16 protein-coding genes are annotated in these 22,351 nt (G+C 62.9%); 9 read left to right on the top strand and 7 right to left on the bottom strand.

Annotation, left to right across the window (positions count from 1 at the left end; genetic code table 11):
- Window positions 1–112: 112 nt before the first annotated feature.
- On the bottom strand, window positions 113–1,195 hold the full coding sequence (locus ACVWWN_RS36680; protein ID WP_457142590.1) for an IS630 family transposase: 1,083 nt from the start codon (window positions 1,193–1,195) through the stop codon (window positions 113–115).
- 66 nt (window positions 1,196–1,261) lie between these two features.
- Window positions 1,262–2,344, bottom strand: coding sequence for an IS630 family transposase (locus ACVWWN_RS36675; protein ID WP_457142590.1), 1,083 nt, complete (start codon window positions 2,342–2,344; stop codon window positions 1,262–1,264).
- A gap of 629 nt (window positions 2,345–2,973) precedes the next feature.
- On the opposite strand from ACVWWN_RS36675, the gene ACVWWN_RS36670 reads away from it, so the two are divergent.
- The gene (locus ACVWWN_RS36670; protein ID WP_457148231.1) at window positions 2,974–4,506 is read left to right on the top strand and encodes an AAA domain-containing protein; all 1,533 of its coding nucleotides are present in this window, start codon (window positions 2,974–2,976) and stop codon (window positions 4,504–4,506) included.
- A 3,738-nt stretch (window positions 4,507–8,244) separates the two neighbouring features.
- Window positions 8,245–9,389 (top strand): IS3 family transposase gene (locus tag ACVWWN_RS36665; RefSeq protein ID WP_457142205.1). Its coding sequence is split into 2 segments (ribosomal slippage): window positions 8,245–8,512 and window positions 8,512–9,389, totalling 1,146 coding nucleotides; the frame shifts between segments, so codons are not numbered across the junction.
- A gap of 396 nt (window positions 9,390–9,785) precedes the next feature.
- Here the strand turns inward: ACVWWN_RS36665 and ACVWWN_RS36660 are convergent.
- Window positions 9,786–10,139 carry a hypothetical protein gene (locus ACVWWN_RS36660; protein WP_457148230.1) on the bottom strand — a complete coding sequence of 118 codons (354 nt, stop codon included), beginning with the start codon at window positions 10,137–10,139 and terminating at the stop codon, window positions 9,786–9,788.
- 99 nt (window positions 10,140–10,238) lie between these two features.
- On the opposite strand from ACVWWN_RS36660, the gene ACVWWN_RS36655 reads away from it, so the two are divergent.
- Together ACVWWN_RS36655 and ACVWWN_RS36650 are read left to right on the top strand one after the other, a co-directional pair.
- Complete coding sequence (locus ACVWWN_RS36655) at window positions 10,239–13,340, top strand: DUF3427 domain-containing protein (protein ID WP_457148229.1); 3,102 nt, start codon at window positions 10,239–10,241, stop codon at window positions 13,338–13,340.
- Window positions 13,277–14,335: a DUF6884 domain-containing protein gene (locus ACVWWN_RS36650; RefSeq protein ID WP_457148228.1), complete on the top strand. Its 1,059-nt coding sequence runs from the start codon at window positions 13,277–13,279 to the stop codon at window positions 14,333–14,335. The genes ACVWWN_RS36655 and ACVWWN_RS36650 overlap by 64 nt, the downstream gene beginning before the upstream one ends.
- Here the strand turns inward: ACVWWN_RS36650 and ACVWWN_RS36645 are convergent.
- On the bottom strand, window positions 14,332–15,402 hold the full coding sequence (locus ACVWWN_RS36645; RefSeq protein ID WP_457148227.1) for an HNH endonuclease: 1,071 nt from the start codon (window positions 15,400–15,402) through the stop codon (window positions 14,332–14,334). The two genes, ACVWWN_RS36650 and ACVWWN_RS36645, sit on opposite strands and share 4 nt — an antisense overlap.
- Window positions 15,403–15,471: 69 nt before the next feature.
- On the opposite strand from ACVWWN_RS36645, the gene ACVWWN_RS36640 reads away from it, so the two are divergent.
- The 3 genes from ACVWWN_RS36640 to ACVWWN_RS36630 all read left to right on the top strand — a co-directional run bounded on the left by ACVWWN_RS36640 (window position 15,472) and on the right by ACVWWN_RS36630 (window position 18,507).
- Window positions 15,472–15,663, top strand: a complete 192-nt coding sequence (locus ACVWWN_RS36640; protein WP_457148226.1) for a nucleoside triphosphate pyrophosphohydrolase — start codon at window positions 15,472–15,474, stop codon at window positions 15,661–15,663.
- A 157-nt stretch (window positions 15,664–15,820) separates the two neighbouring features.
- Window positions 15,821–18,259 carry an AAA family ATPase gene (locus ACVWWN_RS36635; protein ID WP_457148225.1) on the top strand — a complete coding sequence of 813 codons (2,439 nt, stop codon included), beginning with the start codon at window positions 15,821–15,823 and terminating at the stop codon, window positions 18,257–18,259.
- A complete protein-coding gene (locus ACVWWN_RS36630) occupies window positions 18,256–18,507 on the top strand; it encodes a hypothetical protein (protein WP_457148224.1) in 252 nt (83 codons plus the stop codon). Before ACVWWN_RS36635 ends, ACVWWN_RS36630 begins: the two co-directional genes overlap by 4 nt.
- Window positions 18,508–18,738: 231 nt before the next feature.
- Here the strand turns inward: ACVWWN_RS36630 and ACVWWN_RS36625 are convergent, their stop codons facing one another.
- A complete protein-coding gene (locus tag ACVWWN_RS36625) occupies window positions 18,739–19,464 on the bottom strand; it encodes a heme peroxidase (protein ID WP_457148223.1) in 726 nt (241 codons plus the stop codon).
- A gap of 66 nt (window positions 19,465–19,530) precedes the next feature.
- The gene (locus tag ACVWWN_RS36620; protein WP_457148222.1) at window positions 19,531–20,103 is read right to left on the bottom strand and encodes a hypothetical protein; all 573 of its coding nucleotides are present in this window, start codon (window positions 20,101–20,103) and stop codon (window positions 19,531–19,533) included.
- Window positions 20,104–20,308: 205 nt separating this feature from the next.
- On the opposite strand from ACVWWN_RS36620, the gene ACVWWN_RS36615 reads away from it, so the two are divergent.
- Complete coding sequence (locus ACVWWN_RS36615) at window positions 20,309–20,665, top strand: hypothetical protein (RefSeq protein WP_457148221.1); 357 nt, start codon at window positions 20,309–20,311, stop codon at window positions 20,663–20,665.
- Between the two features lie 577 nt (window positions 20,666–21,242).
- Here ACVWWN_RS36615 and ACVWWN_RS36610 read toward each other — a convergent pair.
- Complete coding sequence (locus ACVWWN_RS36610; RefSeq protein WP_457148220.1) at window positions 21,243–21,623, bottom strand: hypothetical protein; 381 nt, start codon at window positions 21,621–21,623, stop codon at window positions 21,243–21,245.
- Between the two features lie 115 nt (window positions 21,624–21,738).
- On the opposite strand from ACVWWN_RS36610, the gene ACVWWN_RS36605 reads away from it, so the two are divergent.
- Window positions 21,739–22,284, top strand: coding sequence for a TetR/AcrR family transcriptional regulator (locus tag ACVWWN_RS36605; protein WP_457148219.1), 546 nt, complete (start codon window positions 21,739–21,741; stop codon window positions 22,282–22,284).
- The last annotated feature ends 67 nt before the right edge of the window (window positions 22,285–22,351 follow it).

Raw genomic sequence — 22,351 nt, 5'->3', positions numbered from 1 at the left:
GTCAGTGCCGGCCGAGCGACTGCAGTCGGTGAGTAGTCGGGCCGCTGCGGGGGGACCGCACCGGAACACGTTGTGGCGCGGTCAAACCAGGTTCTAGTGGTGTGTCCTGCTTTTAGCTGACTTTTTCGAGTGTGATCCGGCCGCGTGCGACTTTGGCCAGGATGGACTCGGCGGTGGCGGTCCACACGTAGGGTTTGGGGTCGTTGTTGTGGGCGTCGATGTATTCCTGGATGGAGGCGACGAGGTCCGGCACTGAGTGGAAGACCCCGCGCCGCAACGCTTTGTCGGTCAGTTCCCGGAACCAGCGTTCGACGAGGTTGAGCCAGGACGACGATGTCGGGGTGAAGTGGAGGTGGAACCGGGGGTGTTTATCCAGCCACTGGCGGACATCGTCGTGGGTGTGGGTGGCGTAGTTGTCCAGGATCAGGTGGATCTGCAGGTCCTTGGGGACCTGCCGGTCGATGCTCTTGAGGAATTTCAACCATTCCTGATGCCGGTGCCGGGGCATGCACTGGCTGATGATCATGCCGGTCAGCACGTTCAGAGCGGCGAACAGGGTGGTGGTGCCGTGGCGCTTGTAGTCGTGGGTCATCGTCTCGCCCCGCCCCTTGACCATCGGCAGCGATGCCTGGGTGCGGTCGAGCGCCTGCACCGAGGACTTCTCATCGGCGCACAAGACGATGGCCTTCTCGGGGGGATTCAGATAGAGCCCCACGACATCGACCAGCTTCTCCTCGAAGTTCGGATCGTTGGACAGCTTGAACGTCTCGACCCGGTGCGGTTTGAGGCCCCGGGCCGACCACACCTGCTGCACAGTCGATTTCGACACCCCGGTAGCCGCGGCCATGGTCCGGCAGCTCCAATGGGTTTCGCCCTCGGGACGGTAGTTCAGTGTCAGATCCACGATCTCATCGATCTTGTCCTGGGGGATCGTCTTCTTGCGACCCCGGCCCTCGCGGACTTGGGCGAACTTGACCAGCCCCTCCTCGGCGAACCGGGCGCGCCAGCTGCTGACCGACCCCGGCGACACCGACAACGATTCCGCGATCGCCGTGTTCGCCCGACCGTCGGCCGCCATCAACAACGCCCGCGCGCGGACCACCTCGCGATGCGGCGCGGACTGCGACCGCGCCACCGACTCGAGAACCTCACGCTGCCCTGTAGACACCGACAGAGCCGGAACGGGTTGCCTCATGGCGTGAAGCCTACCAAGGAATCATCAATTAATTACAGGACACACCACTAGTGGTGTGTCCTGCTTTTAGCTGACTTTTTCGAGTGTGATCCGGCCGCGTGCGACTTTGGCCAGGATGGACTCGGCGGTGGCGGTCCACACGTAGGGTTTGGGGTCGTTGTTGTGGGCGTCGATGTATTCCTGGATGGAGGCGACGAGGTCCGGCACTGAGTGGAAGACCCCGCGCCGCAACGCTTTGTCGGTCAGTTCCCGGAACCAGCGTTCGACGAGGTTGAGCCAGGACGACGATGTCGGGGTGAAGTGGAGGTGGAACCGGGGGTGTTTATCCAGCCACTGGCGGACATCGTCGTGGGTGTGGGTGGCGTAGTTGTCCAGGATCAGGTGGATCTGCAGGTCCTTGGGGACCTGCCGGTCGATGCTCTTGAGGAATTTCAACCATTCCTGATGCCGGTGCCGGGGCATGCACTGGCTGATGATCATGCCGGTCAGCACGTTCAGAGCGGCGAACAGGGTGGTGGTGCCGTGGCGCTTGTAGTCGTGGGTCATCGTCTCGCCCCGCCCCTTGACCATCGGCAGCGATGCCTGGGTGCGGTCGAGCGCCTGCACCGAGGACTTCTCATCGGCGCACAAGACGATGGCCTTCTCGGGGGGATTCAGATAGAGCCCCACGACATCGACCAGCTTCTCCTCGAAGTTCGGATCGTTGGACAGCTTGAACGTCTCGACCCGGTGCGGTTTGAGGCCCCGGGCCGACCACACCTGCTGCACAGTCGATTTCGACACCCCGGTAGCCGCGGCCATGGTCCGGCAGCTCCAATGGGTTTCGCCCTCGGGACGGTAGTTCAGTGTCAGATCCACGATCTCATCGATCTTGTCCTGGGGGATCGTCTTCTTGCGACCCCGGCCCTCGCGGACTTGGGCGAACTTGACCAGCCCCTCCTCGGCGAACCGGGCGCGCCAGCTGCTGACCGACCCCGGCGACACCGACAACGATTCCGCGATCGCCGTGTTCGCCCGACCGTCGGCCGCCATCAACAACGCCCGCGCGCGGACCACCTCGCGATGCGGCGCGGACTGCGACCGCGCCACCGACTCGAGAACCTCACGCTGCCCTGTAGACACCGACAGAGCCGGAACGGGTTGCCTCATGGCGTGAAGCCTACCAAGGAATCATCAATTAATTACAGGACACACCACTAGCATGGTCATCGACCTTGACGCGCATGGACTGATCGGGCGACCTGTGGCTTCACCGCTCGAGACATCCGCAGACGAAACGGGTCCGCGAGCGTCCGGCCAACAAGGCGGTCCAGCGCTGTCGCTACAGACCAAAGTTCTGGTCGAGCGAACGCCTGAGGCTGGAGTGCGTCGCGCGTCTCGGCGTCTACTGAGTAGATCGCCGTTCCGACCATTCCCGGGTTGGCAGAACCTTGTAGACGTTGTGACGGGGACGACACGTCCGGCTCGGGACGGCGTCGGAAACTCGTCACCTGAACGGTATACCGATGTCAACGGAAGATGAAGGCGCGCAGGCTGTATGCCGTGTAGGTTGGCAACCCGGTGCCGGTGTGAAGGGTGTTGCTGGTGGTGTTCGAAGAGGGTCGGCTCACCTTGAAAGCCAGCGGGGAAGGGTGCCCTGTGGGCTGGGCCTAGCGCAAGGTGCCGCTATACGGCTAGCGAATCCGAATGCCATCCGTAAGCAAATTGTCGGGCTGGACAGTTAGTATGCCTTCGTTACGGATGGCACGGCGTGGACGCCGAGTTGCAGGGAGAATCGAATGACCGCGATCGAGCAGGGGCGCGACCAGGCATATTTAATGCGGAAAGCAGTCAACCTGTTCACTTTTCTTGGTCAGACACAGAAACTATTGGTCACGCCTGTTAGGACGGTCGACAACTTCCAAAAGGCCATATGGTTCAGCGACCTGCCGGAGCACTCAGGGGTGCGCACGGCACATCAAATGGCAAATCTGGATGTGGACGCTCCGCTACTCTCAATGGACAGAATCCCGAAGAGTGATCCACCACCCGTGCCGGAGCATTTGGCCGCCTGGGTGGACGGGCCATCGGATGATACCGAGTGCGAGCCATCTCTCCGCGACGCGGTATACAGCGAAGAGCGCCCGGTTCCCACGGCCTCGGGCAGACACGACGACGCCTCCGATGAGGAGGAGGTTTTCGAGCGCCGGCGCATTGAGCTCGCCGAGGTGCCCCATGTTACAGAGGCATACGACCAGTGGCTGACTGATTGGCGGCTCTGGGCCGAGCGCGAACGGCGCGATGCAGTGGTACGCGACATCTACAAGGAACTATTCGCGGTTCACCTGGCGGCGACTGACCACCCTGAGGAGTTCGAGCTCGTTGTCGGCGTCGGATGTCTCACATGGAAGCCCGAGGACCACGAATCGGTACTCCGGCACGTCGCGACGGCGCCGGTATTGATTCGACTCGACGAGAACTCCGGCGCGCTGACAGTCGTACCGGCGCCCTCACCCGAAGCGGTATCGATCGAAATCGACATGTTGGATCCGACGATCATCCCTAGCCCCGCGGCGATCGACGAGATCAGGCAGATGGCGGGCGACTATGAGGGCCACCTGCTAGACAGCGCGACCATCGGCGCCCTCTGCCGACGTCTGATTCACCGCCTTGATCCCGACGGCCAGTACGACGAAAATGCCCTCGCGCCGCCGACCGGAACCGGCCCCCGGGGAGCCTTCGCTCCCGCGTTGATTCTGCGGCGGCGCACCAACCGCGGGCTCGTCCAAATTTATGAACAGATAATTGCGCAGATACAAGAGACCGGTGAGGTGCCGGCAGGCGTTTTGCCCCTGATTGACCCTGACCGCCAGCCAGAAAGCGAAGCCAACACGAGTCCAGGCGCGGTCGTCACCATCGACGACGAGGATTTCCTTCCGCTGCCGGTTAATGCCGCGCAGCGCAGGATCATCGAGCGTGTCGACCGCACCGCACAGACGGTGGTGCAAGGTCCGCCGGGCACCGGCAAGACCCACACTGCCGCTGCGCTGGTCTCGCACCTGCTCGCTCAGGGAAAGCGTGTCCTGTCACCGCTCAGACCGACCGGGCGCTGCACGAGGTGCGCGACAAACTGCCGCGCGAGACTCGCTCATTGGCGGTGTCTGTCATCGGCCAATCGCGGTCGGACATGGCCGAACTACGTACAGCGGTGGACGGCATCTCCCAGCGTGCCGACGAGTTCGACCCGGATGAGTCCCGCCAGGCCCTCGACCGGCACCTCGCCAAGATCGATGAGCTACGGCGACGGCGTGCCGAGACATACAACAAGTTGATCGCGATCCGTCGCCAGGAGGTGGAGACCCGCAGCGACGGTCCTGAAGAGGGCACCCTCGCCGCGATTGCTTACCGCCACCTCCAGCAGGAACCAGGGTTCTCCTGGATCCGCGAGTTCGAAGTGGATCCGAACAACGAAGGCACCAGTATCTCTTCCGACGAGATGGTGTGGTGGCGTGAAGTGCTGTTGAACCAGGACGTGGCGGACAACGAAGCAGAGGCGACCTCCCGCCTGCCCGCGTTGATGTCGGTGGCCGAGCCGCAGGTCTTCGGCACGCTTGTCGCCGCCGAGCAGCAGGCGATCGCTCATAAAGAGCGGTACGATAACTTGTTGTCACATCAGTCATTCGACTTCGTCAGGTCGCTTGCGCCAACTGTAAGAGAAGAACTGCGCGCCAGGGTTTCTGATTTGGCCGAACGTGCCAGCGCACTGGAGCGCCGGGAAGAAGCCTGGATGAACGAAGCGCTGCGCGACGTCCGTAGTGGTCGTCACCAAATTTGGATGGCGCGGTCCGGACAAATCAAATCGCTGGCCGACAACGTCGAAATTCTCATCTCCCGGATTGGCCCGACGACATCGGTCGAAGTAGTCTCAGGTGATCACGGAGTTCACCAGCAGGTAGCAAAATCACTTCTGACACATCTGAATTCGGGCGGCAAGATCAAGACATTGCCGGACGGCTCGCTCAAGATCGGTACGTTCAGCCCGAAGACCGTCAAGCTGGCAGAGCCCTTCTTCACCAATGTGAAGATCAATGGCCTGCCCGCCGTCGCCCGAGAACCGCTCGAAGCGTTTGTCGACTGGGTGGAGGCGAGCCGGACCATCACGGCGATGGATCAGGCCTGGCCGGCGTCCGTGCAGGTTCCAGACGAGGACACTCTCGCCGAGGAACTGCACTGGCACCGCACCGAGGTGGCGCAGCTCGACAAGGTGCTCGCGCTCGGCGAGCAACTCGAGGTCGAGCGGGCGTGGTTCCAGTTCAACCACTTGCCGGTTCCGGACTGGAATGACCTCGACGAGATCCGCTGCTACGCCGAACTCGTCGAAGCAGCGACGGCCGCCGACGGCGCATTGAGCGCATCGGTACCAATGGAGACGTTGGTCGAGTATCTGCGCGCGGAAGCACGGTGGCCTAACCCTCCGCAGATCGTCTCCACATTGCTTCACACGGTGCGCAACCGGGATACGAGCGCCTACGCCGAAGCCTTCGATCGGCTCGTTCACTTACATCGAGTTGCGGATACGGTGGTTGAACGTGACCGAATCCGGGCACTGTTGGAGGCAACGGGACCGCGATTGGCGGTGGCAATCGCCGCTGACCCGGCATCGGCGGAGTGGGATGACCGCTTGTTGTCGTACGGTGACGCATGGCGCTGGGAAATGACTGGGCGCTGGATCATGGGACAGGACACCGAAGATGCCAACGCGCTCAAAGTCCAACTCAACGGCATCGAGCAGCAGATCAGAGCTGAGGTCGAGCACCTCGCCGCCGAGCGCGCGTGGGGTCACGCCGTCGCCCCGGGCCGCCTTACTGGCGGTGCGCGGGCCAATCTGACCCAATACGCGCAATTGGTGGCTTCGCTGGGTAAGGGTACCGGCAAGTACGCGGCCAAGAAGCGCGCCGAGATCACCGAGGCGATGGGCCGGTGCCGCCCGTCGGTGCCGGTGTGGATCATGCCGCTCTACCGGATCGCAGAGCAACTTCGGGTGCAACCGAACGCGTTTGATGTCGTCATCGTCGACGAGGCATCGCAGGCCGGCTTGGAAGCCACCTTCCTCCAGTACCTGGCGCCGAAGATTGTGGTTATCGGTGACGACAAGCAGGTTTCGCCGTCGGCGGTGGGTGTCGACCACCAGCAGTTGCGCGATCTCGCCAATCTGTATCTCGCCAACGACACTTACCGAGCATCGTGGTTGGACCCGAAGCGCAGCTACTTCGACGAGGCCAGTATGCGTTTCGGCGGTCGCATCACCTTGACAGAACACCGTCGCTGCGTGCCCGAGATCATCGGTTTCTCCAACCGAGTCGCCTACGAGCCGGAAGGGATCCGTCTCGTTCCGGTGCGGCAGTTCGGTGCCGAGCGGCTCGAACCCATCAGAGTCGTCTATCTCGCTGACGGATACGAGGCCGACAACAAGACCAACCTCGTCGAGGCTGTTTCGGTCTATAACCTGCCGCTCTGCGTGCTTGACCCCATCGTCCGACCATTCGCGGTGCAATCGATCTCGGATTGGAAGAACGCCTACGTGGAGGAGTGCGAGGGTTGCTCGGTCCGCCGCGATTGCGCAGGCTTTTTTTCCACGGGGCGACCAAAGTTCAGTCGCGGGATAGCTGCGATTTAGATTCCATACCACATCGCCCGTTTTAGCGTCGGGCCGACGCGTTGGTGGTGGTCGTGATGGATCGCAAAGCGGGGCGCAAACGCGCTGTGACAGAGGGAAACGCGCTTAAACGTGTGCTCATATGACGAACGGCCTATGAGAGGCCGCCGCCATCGCACACAGCGGGCGCCCGTATTGCCGTCGCGCGCGTCTCGTTAGCGCGCTGCGGGATGAACTCCAAAAGAGTCCATGGCCTCCGAGACGACGCCACCCTTGCGGCGGGCGAGGATGGCTTCGCGCAGCGGGGCGGCGCGGTTGGTCTCCATGCGCAGGCGTGCTTTAGCCCGATCGAGGGAGGACGAGTCGCGGGTGGCTTCAGGTCGGCGCCGCTTGTCGCCGGCAGCTGAATACTGACCATTGCGCGGCCGCCAGCTGGTCAGATTTCAATTGCCGTTGACACCGCTGAGCTTCGCGTCGTTAGCGATCCTGTTCGTCACCACGCCGGCGGCAGCCCTCACGCGGGCGGCGGCACTCGACATATCTGCGGCGGTTGTCGCGGGAGCCGTCGCGAGGGCTGCGACGAGCGTGACAGAGTCGATGTTCGCCCTTAGGCGAACCTCGGGTCGAGAGCCAAATTTGTTTGGACAGCTGCACCCTGCGGTCTATATCGATAGATATTTCTTACGCAGGTGTCCCGAACGCGGGATAAAACCCTTGAGACGTTCACACCGTTAGCGGTACGGCAGGGAACACTAGAACCAAACCGTCGGCGCTCTGCTCGATCTCGATCGCCACATCAGTTGGTAACTGGAGTCGTCGACCTCGTCGCTCAGCGCGCGAAGCCGATAGGACGCCCGCAACAGGTCGTCAACTTCCCCTTGCGTAAACATGATGCTCCGGATGCCGCCGTATCGCTTGATTTCGAGCGCTGATACTCGCCGAACGATCGATGTGATGCCGGACTCGAGCTCGTTCACTCGCTTCTCGTCTTCCCTCAAGATCTCAGTGAACCTTTTAAACGGATGATTGGCTCCCTCGAGCTGTGCATGTTCCACGGCTTGGAGTACGAGGACCCGCCGCTTGAGCGCGCTTGAGCGCAATCGCGAGCTTCACGAGCTCGCGATGGGCTCGAAACTCGCCGCCGCTCTCCTCTGCCAAGCCGGAGAAGACTTCTGAACTGTCGCGAGCTCGATCCGTGCGGGCATCTCAGCCAAACTTTGCTGCCACTTGCCGAGTCGGCGGGTTGCTCGCTCGATCGCGATATTTATCGCGAAGACGGTCGAGTCAAGGCCGAGTGATGCACCAACGCGTCCCTGGTCGAGCAGGATTGCGGTTGGCGTGTTCCCACTGAATGAGTCCAGCAAGTTCTAGAGTCCTGTGGCCCGATGTCGGGCCAGAAGGGACGATGAAACGTATGGCTGGTCGGAAGCGGCATTCCGCGGAGGACATCGTGCGCAAATTGCGCCGTGCGGATGAGCTGACCGCGGAGGGCAAGACCGGCGAGGAGATCGCCGCTGAGCTTGAGGTGTCGGCGGCGACGTTGTACAACTGGCGCCGCGCCTACGGCGGGATGGACACCGACGCCGCCAAGGAACTCAAAGAACTGCGTGAGCAGAACGCCCGACTCAAGCGGCTGCTGGCCGAAGCCGAGCTGGTCAAAGACGCCCTGCGGGAGGTCGCCAAGGGAAAATTCTGAGCCCAACTGCCAAGCGCCGCGCCGTCGACATGCTCACCACCACGTTGGGTATGTCGGAACGGTTGGCGTGCAAAGCCGTTGGGCTAGCCCGCTCCACCTGCCGCCGCCTTCCTCAGGCGCAGACCCCCGCTGATCCCGACACCGAAATGCGGGCCTGGCTTCGCGCCTACGCCACCAAACATCCCTGTCACGGGTTCCGCCGTGCCTGGGCGGCATTGCGTTACGACGAGCGCCGTGAGGTCAACAAGAAGAAGATCCATCGACTGTGGCGCGAGGAGGGCCTGCAGGTGCGGGTGCACAGTCCGCGTAAGCGGGCCGGGGTGTCGTCGATCCCGCCGGTCGAGGCCGACGCCGCGAACGTGGTGTGGGCGATCGACTTCCAGTTCGACTCGACCATCGATGGCAAGGCGATCAAGATCGCCTCGATGATCGACGAACACACCCGGGTCTCGCTGCTCGATATCGTGGAACGGTCGATCACCGCCGACAGACTGGTCGACGAGCTCAAGAAGGTATTCGTGGCGGCGGGCGGGCCGCCGAAGGTGTTGCGGATGGACAACGGGCCGGAGTTCATTTCTCAAGCGCTGCAACAGTTCTGCGACGGCAAGACGGGCATGTCGTATATCCCGCCGGGAACGCCGTGGAACAACGGACACATCGAATCGTTCAACAACCGACTACGCAAGGAGTGCCTCAACCGCAACCACTGGAACACCCTGCTCGAGGCCCGGGTGGTCATCGGCGACTTCAAGGAGGAACACAACCACCGACACCGCCACTCGGCGCTGGGCTACCGCACGCCGGCTGAGTACGCTGCGGTCTGCAGGTGCACCCACACCCCGGTGGCCTGCAGCATCAACTGAATCTGGATCAAACCAACCCGACTCTAGAAACGGGTGGACTAAGAAACGGGGACTCGCCACGGTGGCCTTACTGAACGCATCTCGGCAGCCATCCAACTGACTGCGCTCTTCCTCGAGCTTGTCTTCGTGCAGTTTCTCGAGTAGGCCCGTGATGCGTTCAAGAGCTTATTCGCGCTTGTGATCGGCGTAAGCGCTGGCCCCAACCGCGACCGCCATCATCATCAGCGGAGCGGCGACCGTTAGAGTCCCCACCGCCCCGACCGCTGCAGCACCAGCGGCAGTCGCTTGGCCAGCAACCGGCACAAACATCGCTTGAGAGGCAATCTTGCCTGAATTTACGAGCGCGCTGTGTACGCCACCCACCGCCGCTATGGACGCCATCGGCTGCATCAGCCCCTACCGACCTGGGCCAACCTTTGCCGGCACGACCATGCGATACAGCACCTCGCTTGACGCAGCGACATTCGCCATGGCGGGCGATGACTTTGCCGTCTGAGACATTAAGGTCGACAAATCCTGCGCCAGAGGACTCGCTGCATGCAGCGAAATATCGCCTGACCGCCGCCGTTTGGTGATGATGGGGTGCGCTTCCAGCGTTGCGATGGGAGTGTTCGCCGGCGTAGCTAGAACCATGCGAAGGTCAGCCAAACGTTCGGGCGTCATGGCGGCTTCGCCGGTATCATCCGGAATGTCGACTTCCTCGGTGGCGAGCGTCCACATAGGTACCAAGGACTTACCGTCGGCCGTCACGATTGGTATTCTCCTCCCCGTTTCCCCACCATAGGCGGCGCGCGTGACACGCGCCAGCAACGCCCACAATGTCGGTCGTGTCGACTATCGTCCGTGCTTATGGTCCTGGGGGTATACGAGTCGCTGCTTACCGCGAAGCTTCTCAGGACGCTGACCGATCGGGATGATGCTATTCCCGAATACGGAAGCGTCGACGATGCCGAGCAACCCATTGCTATCGCGCGACACCTCACGCCGATCATTGAGCGCTCGATGCAGTTAGCGCGAACTGCTGATGATAGAGCAGAGCTCGCGCGGCGGATTCTCGCCGTCCTGCCAGACCTCGCTGTCGAGAATGAGGCGCTGTATCGATACCAACCCGGCAAGATCACTCGTCTCGAGGAGGTCGCGAGAGCCGCCGGTTTAGCTCACGGCCGCCTACCTCGACCCGCGACGCCTTTCTCCAATGCGGCGTTGATGACGAACTCGCGGAACGAGCCAACCTTGGCTGCGGAGTTGCGCGCCGAGATGGGGAGCGCCGACGAAGTCGACCTTCTCTGCGCGTTCGTCAAGTGGCAAGGACTTCGACTGCTCGAGGACCAACTCAAAGAACTGGAGCAACGCGGTGTGCCGCTGCGCGTAATCACCACCACCTACCTCGGCGCCACCGACGCTCGCGCTCTCGACGCTTTGGTCAACGAGTTCGGCGCGGAAGTCCGCGTCAACTACGAGACCGATCGCACGCGTCTGCATGCAAAAGCATGGCTCTTGCGTCGCAACACCGGTTTCCACACCGCCTATGTCGGCTCCAGCAATCTGTCCCATGCCGCACTCGTCGACGGTCTCGAATGGAACGTGCGGCTTTCCGCAATCTCTACTCCGCACTTGCTGGAGAAGTTCCGCGCAACGTTCGACTCCTACTGGGAACACCGCGAATTCGAGCCGTACTCGCCGATCCAAGATGGCGACCGACTTCGCGCGGCGCTCAAGACTGCCTCGGGCGACGGCACCAGCGAGCGAGTCACAATCACCCTCTCGGGCCTGGAGGTACATCCCAAGGCGTACCAAGCCGAGATACTCGAACAGCTCGACGCCGAACGGACTATTCACGACCGTCATCGCAACCTCATCGTCGCAGCTACCGGAACTGGCAAGACGGTCATCGCTGCTCTCGACTACCGACGCCTTGTACGCGACGTTCACAATCGTGACTTCAAGCTGCTGTTCGTCGCGCACCGCAAGGAGATCCTCCAACAATCTCGGCGGATGTATCAGGAGGTACTCACCGACGCGACATTCGGTGAGATGTTGGTCGACGGACACGAGCCAACTCAATGGCGACACGTATTCGCGAGCATCCAGTCGCTGTCTCAACGTCGGCTCTCAGACATTGACTCGAAGCACTTCGATGTGGTGGTGATCGACGAATTTCACCATGCCGAAGCGGCGTCATATCGGCGACTACTCGACCACGTTGAGCCGATGGAACTGATTGGATTGACCGCGACACCCGAGCGTGCCGACGGCGTCGACGTTCGCGACTTCTTCGGAGGAAGGGTCGCCGCCGAGTTGCGCCTGTGGGACGCCCTCGAGCAGAACCTCCTCTGCCCGTTCCATTACTTCGGCATTCACGACGGGACAGACCTTGAAGGTATCCACTGGAAGCGCGGCGGATACGACCTCTCAGCACTCAACACCCTCTACACCGGGAACGATGCACGCACGCGAATCGTGCTCAAAGAGTTGCGCGACAAAGTGTCTGACGTCGGGACCATGCGAGCCCTGGGCTTCTGCGTCAGCGTGGAACATGCGCGGTACATGGCTCAGCGATTCTTTGAAGCCGGTATACCTGCGCGTGCAGTATCGGCCGAAACATCGACGAGTGACCGTCGAGACGCACTGCAGGCGTTGCGAAGTCGCGAGATTAACGTCCTGTTCACCGTCGACCTCTTCAATGAAGGCCTCGACATCCCAGAAGTCGATACTGTCTTGTTCCTGCGTCCTACTGAGAGTGCAACCGTTTTCCTACAGCAGCTGGGCCGCGGCCTTCGACTGACTCGAGGCAAGACGGTGCTGACAGCGCTAGACTTCGTTGGGCATCAGCGCCGCGAGTTTCGTTTCGATCAGCGCTTCCGCGCGATGACGGGCGTCGGCGGAAAGGCGTTGCAGCGCCAGGTCGAAGAAGGATTCCCCTTCTTGCCGTCGGGCAGTCAGATAGTTCTTGATCGCGTCGCGCAGAACCTGGTGCTTGAAAATATTCGCCAGCAGGTCGCTCCGCGATGGGCTGCACTCGTATCCGAAGTTCGTGCTCACCCAGATGACCAACTAGCCTCCTATCTTGATTCATCTGGACGCGCCATCGAGGACATCCTGCGCAACAACCGTTCCTGGACCACGCTGTGCCGCGAAGCCGGTAAGGTCGGCGGTGACTTCGGCGTTCGCGAGGCCGACCTGATCAAACGAGTACGTGCACTCGCACATGTGGATGACCGCCGACGGTGGGCGGCATACAAGTCGATGCTCGACGGGATGACCGATGTTTCCAGCCCAGCCGAACAGCGACTGGCGGAGATGCTGTTCTTCTCGTTATTCCCCAACGGAGGGGGATTCGACAGCGCGATATCGGGTCTAGAGGTGCTTGCTGACGAGGCGGTCACTGACGAAATGCGACAAGTCGTCGACATCGCATTCGACGCTGCCCGGCGAAGCACCTACGAGTTGAGCAGTCTGGTACCGGCTCTGGCAGATGTGCCACTTGAAGTGCACGCAACCTACTTTCGTGAAGAAATCCTTGCGGCTTTGGGATTCGCTTCACTGCAGCGGACGCCGAGCACCATGCGGGAGGGCGTGGCTTGGTGCCCGTCGGTCAATGCTGACGCCTTCCTAATCACCTTGAAGAAGTCAGATCGCGACTATTCGCCGACAACGATGTACCGCGATTTCGCGCTGAGCCCGGAACTGTTCCACTGGGAGTCACAATCAACGACCTCGGAGGCGTCGGCCACAGGACAGCGATATATCCGCCACCGCGGGCGCGGATCTCACATCCTCTTATTCGTCCGGGAAGCGAAGACAAACGCGTTAGGGGCATCGCCATACGTCTTTCTCGGTCCCGCGGATTACGTATCGCACGAGGGAGACCGGCCGATGGCCATCACGTGGCGACTCCACAGGCCCATGCCGACGGAGGTCTACCAAGCATCGACGGTTGCAGTTGCATGAGCACTAAAGTGACGGCGGACATTGTCCTGATTACCTGCGTCAAGTCCAAGGCGGCTCGACCGTCTGCTGCCAAGGATCTCTACACCTCACCGCTCTTCAAGAAGCAGCGGGCCTACGCCGAAAAGGTGGGCGTCCGGTGGTTCATACTCTCCGCCGCGCATGGACTCGTCGACCCGAACGAGTGGCTCGCGCCCTACGAGCGATACCTGCCCGAAACCCCCGCCTCGTACCGGGCGGCGTGGGGAGTCTGGGTGGCAGCTAGACTTGAGCTATTTGCTGGGCCGTTGCAAGACAAGACCATTGAGGTCCACGCGGCCTCAACGTACCTTAATGTGGTTCGCCCGGAGCTGGAGAAACTCGGTGCGCGAGTAGTCGACCCGCTGCAGGGCCTGCCGATGGGCTCGCGCCTAGCCTGGTACGTCAACGTCACCATCGAGCCAGTTGCCGAAGGCAACGACGTCGAAAGGTGCGTGCAGAAGCTGAGCGACTCGACCGCCGCTGTCTCGCCCAAAGAGTTCATCGCACGAGGCCGAGCCTCGTGTGACCGGCCCGGCCTGTATAGCTGGTGGGTCGATGACGAGGGTGCAGATGACCTGAGCCGTGGGCTCGGCTTAGAGGTCGGGGCAGGTCTCATCTATGCGGGACTGGCCGGCGCCACTCGTTGGCCAAGCGGTGTGCGATCGAACAACACGCTGTGGTTGCGCGTCATGACGATGCATCTTGGCGGAAACCACGAGTTCTCCACGTTCCGGCGCACCCTTGGGTCGATTATCGCGCACTCCAGGGTCACAACGCAGATCGATGAGGAAGCACTGACGCGATGGATGCACTCCCATCTACGGCTCGTCACAGTTTCCTACGACGACCGGGACGTGCTCGGCCGTCTCGAACGAGACGTCCTTGCTGAACTCGACCCGCCGCTGAACTTGCAGCACATGAAACCGACGCCGATTCGTCGGCGGCTCAAAGAGCTGCGGCGCGCGATCACGGACTAGAACCATGGCGGCGGAAAGCTGATGTCTAGCCTTTCTGTCTGTTTGTAGCCCGACCACGTTGGCACGCCAGCCGGCTGACCGCGGTAGATCCCGCGAGCTGCAGCGGCGACGCGTTCATGCTGCGTTGGCCACTGCAAGCTGGCGGCCAGCTGCTCTAACACCTTTCGATCACGTTGCAGCACGTGATCAACGATCCCCACTGCAGGCAACGCGCCGCTCTTGTCGCTGTTGCATCGCGCGCACGCGAGCACGAGATTGGAAAGCCCGTCGATACCCACCAACGACCACGGCAGCACGTGATCGATCGGGTTATTCGCCGGCAGATGCGCACGGCAGTAGAAGCAATGCGGCCCGAACGCATCTTTGAACGGCTCCCGTACGGCCACCAGCGCCGTGCGCTCCCGACCGAACAGATGGCCGGCTACATCGGGGACCTCGGCATCGAGAAATTTGTTCATCCGACGTACGTCGTCGACCCACATTATCTCTAGCGCTGGCTTGAGCAGGCCTGCAAGTCGAGCGAGCCCGTACCCAACACCGGGTTTCAGTTCGATCGCGTCGCCGTGAGCGCGCAGCGTCGACCGCGACACGTGGTCGTGCAGGAATGAATCGTCGTAGAGGAACGGGTCGCCGGCCGAGGAACCGGGCAGCTTCTGAAGCCTGTGCAAAGGCTGCTGAGCCAGGCATAACGTGATTTCGTTGATTGCCCGCTCATACGCCGCTGGAGTGCGCATCGCCGCAACATCGACCGACCAGGTGAACCGGCCCGCAGTTGCGCGTAAGTCATTGGTCGCGATCAGTATTCGTGCTCGCGGCTGCGTAGATTGCCGTAACGCGTGCCCGTCGAAGGGCTTGACTTGCTGCCAGTAGATGTCCAGCACGCGGCGGGCCAGCTCCGGCAGCGACACCACCAGCGTGTTGCCGGGGTGGTCCGGCAGATTCTCGATGCAGTGCTCCACTAGCGCCATCAGCGTCGCCAATTTGTAGGTCGCGGTGCGCAGTCCCGTCTCCAGGATCGCGACCACCCGCTGCCCGAGCAGCAGCGGATCAACCACCTCATTCGACACGGTCGGCCCTCGATGTCACCGGCAGGCGGTACAACAGCACCACAGCATTATCGCGAGGGGAGCACCGCCATGGGCAAACTCGTCCGGGACCGCGTCCCCGACATCATTCGCGAATCCGGCCGCAGCCCGCGTGTGGCTAGCCTGTCCGCGGCTGCCTATCGTCACGCTCTGATCGACAAGCTGCGAGAGGAGGTGGACGAGCTCGCCGCAGCGCTCACGACCGAGTCACTACTCGAGGAGGCGGCCGACCGACATCCTTGAAGTCCTCACCGCGATCACTCTCGAGCACGGGGCCGCTCTCGCTACCATCGTCGACATCGCACGAGTCAAGCGCGACGAGCGGGGAGGCTTCGATCTGCGGCTCGGGATAGAGGGCATCGACCCGCAGCCTTGACGTAGCAGACCGGGAGGTAGATGCGTGTCGGATGAGCGGCTAGAAAACTACGTGCTGGCCCGCGCCGACGAAGACGCGGACCTCAGCGAACAGGTCCGCCTCGTCGTCCTCGCCGCACTGGAATCCTCCGAGGACCTGTCCGAAGTCCTCGGCGGCGGCACCACCCGCCGAGAACTCGTCGAATCCCTCACTGCGCCGATCGACGAGCCCAGCGAACCGACCGGCGCCTACCTCACCGAGGTCACCGTCGAAGGCTTCCGCGGCATCGGCCCGAAGGTGACGCTGCCGCTGAAGCCCGGACCCGGCCTGACCGTCGTCGCCGGGCGCAACGGCTCGGGCAAGTCGACCCTTGCCGAGGGTCTGGAGCTCGCGCTCACCGGCACCGACTCCCGCTGGAAGAACAAGCCCGTCATCTGGTCCCAGGACTGGCGCAACCTCCATGCCAGCAAGAAGTCAGACATCCGCGTGGGCCTCGCCGAGGAAGGCGCGGGCACCTCGATCATCGGAGTCGACTGGCCACCCGGCGACGACGTCGCTGTCGACGACTCCAAGCGGTGGGTGCAACGCAAAGGCAAGAAGCAAGAAGACATCTCGGTGCTCGGCTGGGACAGTGCGCTCGAGATGTATCGACCGCTGATGAGCTACGACGAATTGAGCGGAATTCTCGAAGGCAGCCCCAGCGCTTTCTACGACCAGCTCTACAAGCTGCTCGGCCTCGAACAGCTCACTGACGCGATGGGGCGCCTCGACGCCGAGGTTAAACAACTGCGCCAACCCGCAGTCGAGTTGCGCAAGGCCCGTGATGCGCTGAAGCCGACCCTGGAGTCACACGAGGACCCCAGGGCGACAACCGCGCTGGCGCTGGTCCGCAAGACCAAGCCGAATCTCGACATGGTGCGACCGCTGATCACCGACGGCACCAATGCCGACGTCCCGCGAGCATGGCTGCGAGCCGAGCGGCTTACCACGCCCGAGCCCGACGACATAGCGCTCAAGTGTGCCGCTCTGGGGTCTGCCGCCGACAGCCAGCGCCAGGAGACTGAGCGCTCCGACGCTCTAGCCGCCGACCGCGCCCAGCTGCTCGAGATGGGACTGGACTTCCACGGGCACTTCGGTGACCAGAAGTGCCCGGTGTGCGGGCACGGAACTCTCGACGCGAACTGGGCGGTCGCAGCTCGCGCCGCCCTGGAACAGGAACAGCAGGCGGCCCAAGCGCTGACCGCCGCGCGCGCCGCGACCGCCCAAGCCCGCTCCGCGGTGATGGCGGCCGTCCGCGAGGTTCCCGCCCCGCCGACCGCGGACCCCGACCTCACTAACCTCGACGCCGCACGCGCCACCTACGACGCCTTCGTGAAGCTGCCGGCCGACGGCGACATCGCTCTCGCCGATCATGTGACCGAGACACTCGAACCGCTTCGCCAGGCCTATGCGAACCTGCGCCAGCAGGCCGTCACGTTGATGCAATCACGGGCTGACGCATGGCATCCCGTGGCGTTAGAGCTTGCAGGGTGGATCAGCAAGGCCGAGAAAGCCGCCGAAGCCGAGCCTCGGCTCGCCGTTGCCGACGAGGCTCTCAAGTGGCTGCAGAAGAACGCCGGGGTGCTGCGCAACGAACGCATCGCCCCGCTGGCCGACCAGGCGAAGGGCATCTGGGCCGCGCTGCGGCAGGAAAGCAACGTCGATCTCGGCGAGATCCGTCTCGAAGGCCAAAAGACCACGCGCCGAGTTGTTTTGAAGGCCGACGTCGACGGGTCTGATACCGAGGCGTTCGGGGTGATGAGCCAGGGCGAGCTGCAGGCGCTGTCGCTGGCGATCTTCATCCCGCGCGCCACCTCGCCGGCGAGTCCGTTTCGGTTTCTCGTGCTGGACGACCCCATTCAGGCTATGGACCCGTCGAAGATCGACGGCTTCCTCCAAGTTCTCACCCGGTTGGCTGAGAACCGCCAAGTCATCGTCTTCACCCATGACGACCGACTGCCGTCGGCCATCAGAATGTCGCGGTCGCCGGCGCGGATCGTGGAACTCGTTCGCGGTGCGAACTCCGTTGTCACGGTGACAGAATCGACCCGGCCCGCCGATCGGCTACTCGATGACGCCTTTGCAATCGCCGTGGACGAGGCCGTCCCCGACGACATCAAGAAGAAGGCCGTGCCGCTGCTGTGCCGGGAGGCGTTGGAGGTCACCGCGTGGGACGTCTTCTCGTCGCGATTGTTCACCGCGGGTAACTCCCGCGCCGAACTCGAGGACATCTGGAACGGTGCTACGACGACGCGGCAGCGTGTCGCACTGGCGGTGGATCCGACCAACAGTGCGGCGATCGACAAATGGCTGGCTGGCGGTTCGGCTCGTAAAGCCACGATGGCGGTGGCGACCAAGGGGGCACACGCAGGGGTGCAGGACTACCTCGAAGCCGTCAAGCAAGCGCGCTTGGCTGTCGAGGACCTCGGACGGCTCGCCTCATGAATGACCGCGCCGCTGTCCTAGATCATGCTGACCGGCTGCTCGAAGGAGAGTACGGATTGGGCGGTCGCGGGCCGCGTATCGCGGCACTGCTGGCGCGCTCGGCGCTGAAGGACTGGCTCGACGAGCAGAGCGCGTCGTGGACGAAGCAGGCGTATGGCTACCCCACGACGAGATCGAAACTCGTTTCGCTGGGCGCGCTCGCGGCGCTGCTCTCGGCGAGCAGGCCAAGCGGGTGTGGCATGGATTGAGTATGGCGGTGCACCGGCACGCCTACGAGCTGCAACCGTCGCTCTCCGAGATTCGCCACCTCGTCGGTGCGGTTCGGGAGTTACAGCAGCGATAGCACGCCGCGATGGTGCGCCATGAACGTCGTCGTCTGTCTGGAAGCAACGGGGCGGTCGAAGGGTCGGGGTGCGTCATGACTGCTTGGAAGACCGCGTCAGTTACTCAGGCGGTATCCGACTGCACGCTGCACATGTTCACATGGGGTCGATCGGATCTCTGTCGATATTGACGGGACGACCCGACTCGAAGCGCCAGATCGCATGATCCGTCCGAATGACATCCCAACCGTTCACCTGTGCTAAGCGTCGGACCATGTCGGCGGCGTCGGCCCGTGAAACTTCATCGACCTCTCGATCCAACGCCCTCGCGACGTATCTGGTCACCATCCGGTCCGCCTTAACGCCGGGCACCCCGGCGAGCATCAATGCGTACTCCCATGTCAGTCCTGACCGCTGACCCGGAGTGGCCGTCCATGCCCTCTTTGCGCTGCGGAGACTGTTTACATTCGCTGCTGCCGCGCGCAATTCATCCGCAGAGTGGATACTGAGATTAGATAAAGCTTCTGCCACTTGCAGAATCGCCTCGGCTTTCAACGGCGCGCCTTTCGCCGTTGATGTCGGCCGCCGGTTGCCGATCCGGCTAGCCCAGTAATCGGCACCACCGAGCTCGTCGATGGTTGTCAATAGTTCCGAAGTTCCGTCTGCGTTGGCATCTCCGCCTTGCTTGGCACGGTAGTCACGATATCGACGCACCACGTTGACAGCGGAAGAGTAATGGGCTCCCGTCGAGTAGATCGAGTCAATGACGCAGAGTGCCAGCGAGCCGCGATACCCGTCAGGCTCGAACCACAGGTCTGGGTCCCCCAGATCCCTGTTGCATGCGATTCGCAGCGCTTCTAGTTGGTCATTTCCTAAAGGCATGCGAGTCCCCCTTCACCGCTTCAACCTCCCGAGCCAACAGACGGAACTAAGCACACTGCACCGACATCAGCGTCTGTAACGAGCGCCACCGTTCATCATTCCGGCAGTGCCTTCAGTCGTCTCGTAATCCGCGCCCAACAGCTGATCGTCGACATCCATCTGCAGCACAACCGGATCCACCTCGACGGTGCCCTTCGCGTAGCGAAGCAGTTCCGCCATGTCACCGACCCGTACGACGAACTCGTCGATGAAGGTCCGATAGCCCTCCAGCGGGACGTCGGCCAGCCGCGCGCAGTCGCGCATGAGGTCTGCGTACTGGGCGGTCGTTGACACTCCGCGGCACAGCTCCGACAACTCGAGGAACTGTTCGAGATAATCCATCAGCCGGTTGGCGATATGAAGTATGCCCTCGGCGTCGGCGGTGCTCTCGTCGTCGGGGTCGCCGAACATGCCGAGGAAAGCCGGTGACAGCATGAAGTTTTCGACCTGTTCGACGAGTTGGGAAAGCTTGTCCATCCGTTCGGTCACGAAGTACTTCACCTCGGCGCCGGTGTGCAGCCGTACTCCCGTCGGCGTGGTGAAGACGAGTGCGCTGTCGTGCAGCCGCGGCTGCAGCGATGCCCGTCGTTGCGCGAGCACCGAGGCGAATGCCGCCCACCGCCAGCACGGCGGTTTCTCCTTGCACCAGCTTCGCCAAGTCCTCCGCCGTGTACGTAACGGCGGCGACTTCCGTTGAGGCCTCGTCAGGGTTGCCGATTTCTGGTGGCGTAGGGGACACCGACCGCATGGCCTTCGCGCCGGCCGGCCCGTAGACACCTCTGCTGTCACCTCGCAGCGTCCAGCGATGCTGCTGCTCGGCGCGACGCGCCAGTTCCGCATTACGCTCCGCGGCCTCCAGGCGGCGCTGCTCGACCTTCCGCACGATGGCGCGGACCGCGAAGAACGCGCCCACCAACGCCGCCGCACCCGCGATCCACCAGAGGTACTTGATGATCAGTCCGATCACGAGCAGGACGACGAAGACGACCGCGAAGCCGCCACCCCCATCCGATCGACGCCTTGCCCCCATGGCGCGAAAATACGCCGGGGCACCGACATCCGAGAGAGGCGGTGCGGACTTGTCGGAGCGCCGGGCCCGCACTCGCGCCGTGCACATCGTCGAGGCGAACGACTGGAAAGATGCGGCGATCACGCTGCTTGAACCGCGATCCCCATACCGCCTGTGGCGCACCGGCGCCGCGCCGAGGAGTGGGTCCTGGCCGTGCTGCGCACCGACCCGGTGTCGGTGCTGACTGTCATCGGCCACGCGGACGCCAACCGCAACGCCACTTTCGTCCGCTATACGTCGCTGGATCTGCTCGACGCGACAACCTTGGCACCTTCGCGGAGATTCCGCGCCCGAAGGACCCGCGGCCGAACTGAACGCTCGACGACTCGATCAGCGAAGACACCTCGCTCGTCGCCGCGCGAATTCTGTTGCAGTCGCGAGGAGTCTGCACCGGCCGCGATAACCACATCGGCCTTCGTGGGCTCGCCGGACGCGACCGCATTCACGTCCACAGCACTGACCCGCCGCCGCGCGGCAGCCAGCGGGCCGACTGGCTGGCCGTTGTCTGCAAGCGGCGTCGCGACCCGATGGGCGATAACTTCCTCGACTTCCGGTTCACACGCCATCCGCAGTGCCCGAAGTACCACAGCCGCGGCACGATGGAAGCCATTTACGGTCGGCTCGTCACTCCGTATGTCATGCCGGTACACGTGGTGACGCACAGCAGCGGTCAGGCCGCTCGCCGATCGATCCATCTCGTCGCATCGCCACCGGGGACGGGGAGGGCCTGCAGCAACTGCCCATGGTTGTCTGGAATACCGCGGTAGGTCGACAGATACCGCTCGATCTGTCCGCGTCGCAGCGGCCGGCCCCAGATGTTCTCATCCGGGATCTCGATGCCACTGTCGTTGGACGCCGCGCGCTTCCGGGCGCCGATGCGGAATCCCACGATCGACGCGACCATCAATATGACCATGCCGACGCCGATGATCCCGGCCAACGCGCTTTCAGCGGCCAGGGCGTAGACGAACGTCCCGAGTGCCACGAATCCCAGCAGCAGGCACAAGTACGCCGTCTCCGTCATAGGAACCCTGCGCAATGCCTTCAACACGTCTATCACCTCTCGAATATGTCGATTGCTATACAAAACGCTACGGATAGCGTAGCGCTACGCTTAGTGTAGCGTTTCTTTGGCCGCCGATATTCCCCCGATGAAAGGACGGCCGATGGTGCAGCGACGAGACGTCGACGACGTCATCGCCGACTCCACCCTGGCGCTACTCCGCACCAAAGGGCCTCGATCGGTGACGGTCGAGGCCGTGGCGGCCCGCTCGGGCATCGCGAAGACCACCATCTACCGTCGGCATCGCGACCGCAGGGACATGCTGTCCGTCGCGCTCACGCGGGTCACTACTCCCGAACCGCTTGCTGCGCAGGCCGGCGCGGCCGATCGGCTGCGGTGGCTGATCAGAGAAGCGGTCAAGACAATTGAGGTCGGCATCGGCTTCGGCGGCTTCGCGGCCATGCTCACCGACGATGATCCCGACTTCACCAAGCTCTTCCGTCGGATTCTGGCCGACCAGCGGGCCGAATTGGAATCGGTGATCGCTGCGGGAAAGGCCGACGGTTCGTTCCGTGGCGATGTCGGTGGCGCGACGCTCGTCGACGCCGTAGTCGGTGCGCACATCGCCGAGCGCGCCCGCACCGGGCGGGTCGCTGGCGGTTGGGAAGGCAGATTGTTCGACCTCTTCTGGCCGACCGTGCGGGCGTGAGCGAGTCACTCCTCCGCGGAAGCGCGCGACGCGAATCCGCGAATTCGGCACGCGTCCGTTCTACCCT

It is taken from the genome of Mycobacterium sp. URHB0021 (genome assembly GCF_054057895.1).
This window is presented reverse-complemented; position numbering and strand designations above follow the sequence as displayed.

Bases quoted from the DNA above. Each gene is read 5' to 3' on its own strand.
- ACVWWN_RS36680 (WP_457142590.1), bottom strand. From the start codon at position 1,195: ATGAGGCAACCCGTTCCGGCTCTGTCGGTGTCTACAGGGCAGCGTGAG.
- ACVWWN_RS36675 (WP_457142590.1), bottom strand. From the start codon at position 2,344: ATGAGGCAACCCGTTCCGGCTCTGTCGGTGTCTACAGGGCAGCGTGAG.
- ACVWWN_RS36670 (WP_457148231.1), top strand. From the start codon at position 2,974: ATGACCGCGATCGAGCAGGGGCGCGACCAGGCATATTTAATGCGGAAA.
- ACVWWN_RS36655 (WP_457148229.1), top strand. From the start codon at position 10,239: ATGGTCCTGGGGGTATACGAGTCGCTGCTTACCGCGAAGCTTCTCAGG.
- ACVWWN_RS36640 (WP_457148226.1), top strand. From the start codon at position 15,472: ATGGGCAAACTCGTCCGGGACCGCGTCCCCGACATCATTCGCGAATCC.
- ACVWWN_RS36630 (WP_457148224.1), top strand. From the start codon at position 18,256: ATGAATGACCGCGCCGCTGTCCTAGATCATGCTGACCGGCTGCTCGAA.
- ACVWWN_RS36625 (WP_457148223.1), bottom strand. From the start codon at position 19,464: ATGCCTTTAGGAAATGACCAACTAGAAGCGCTGCGAATCGCATGCAAC.
- ACVWWN_RS36615 (WP_457148221.1), top strand. From the start codon at position 20,309: ATGCTGCTGCTCGGCGCGACGCGCCAGTTCCGCATTACGCTCCGCGGC.
- ACVWWN_RS36605 (WP_457148219.1), top strand. From the start codon at position 21,739: ATGGTGCAGCGACGAGACGTCGACGACGTCATCGCCGACTCCACCCTG.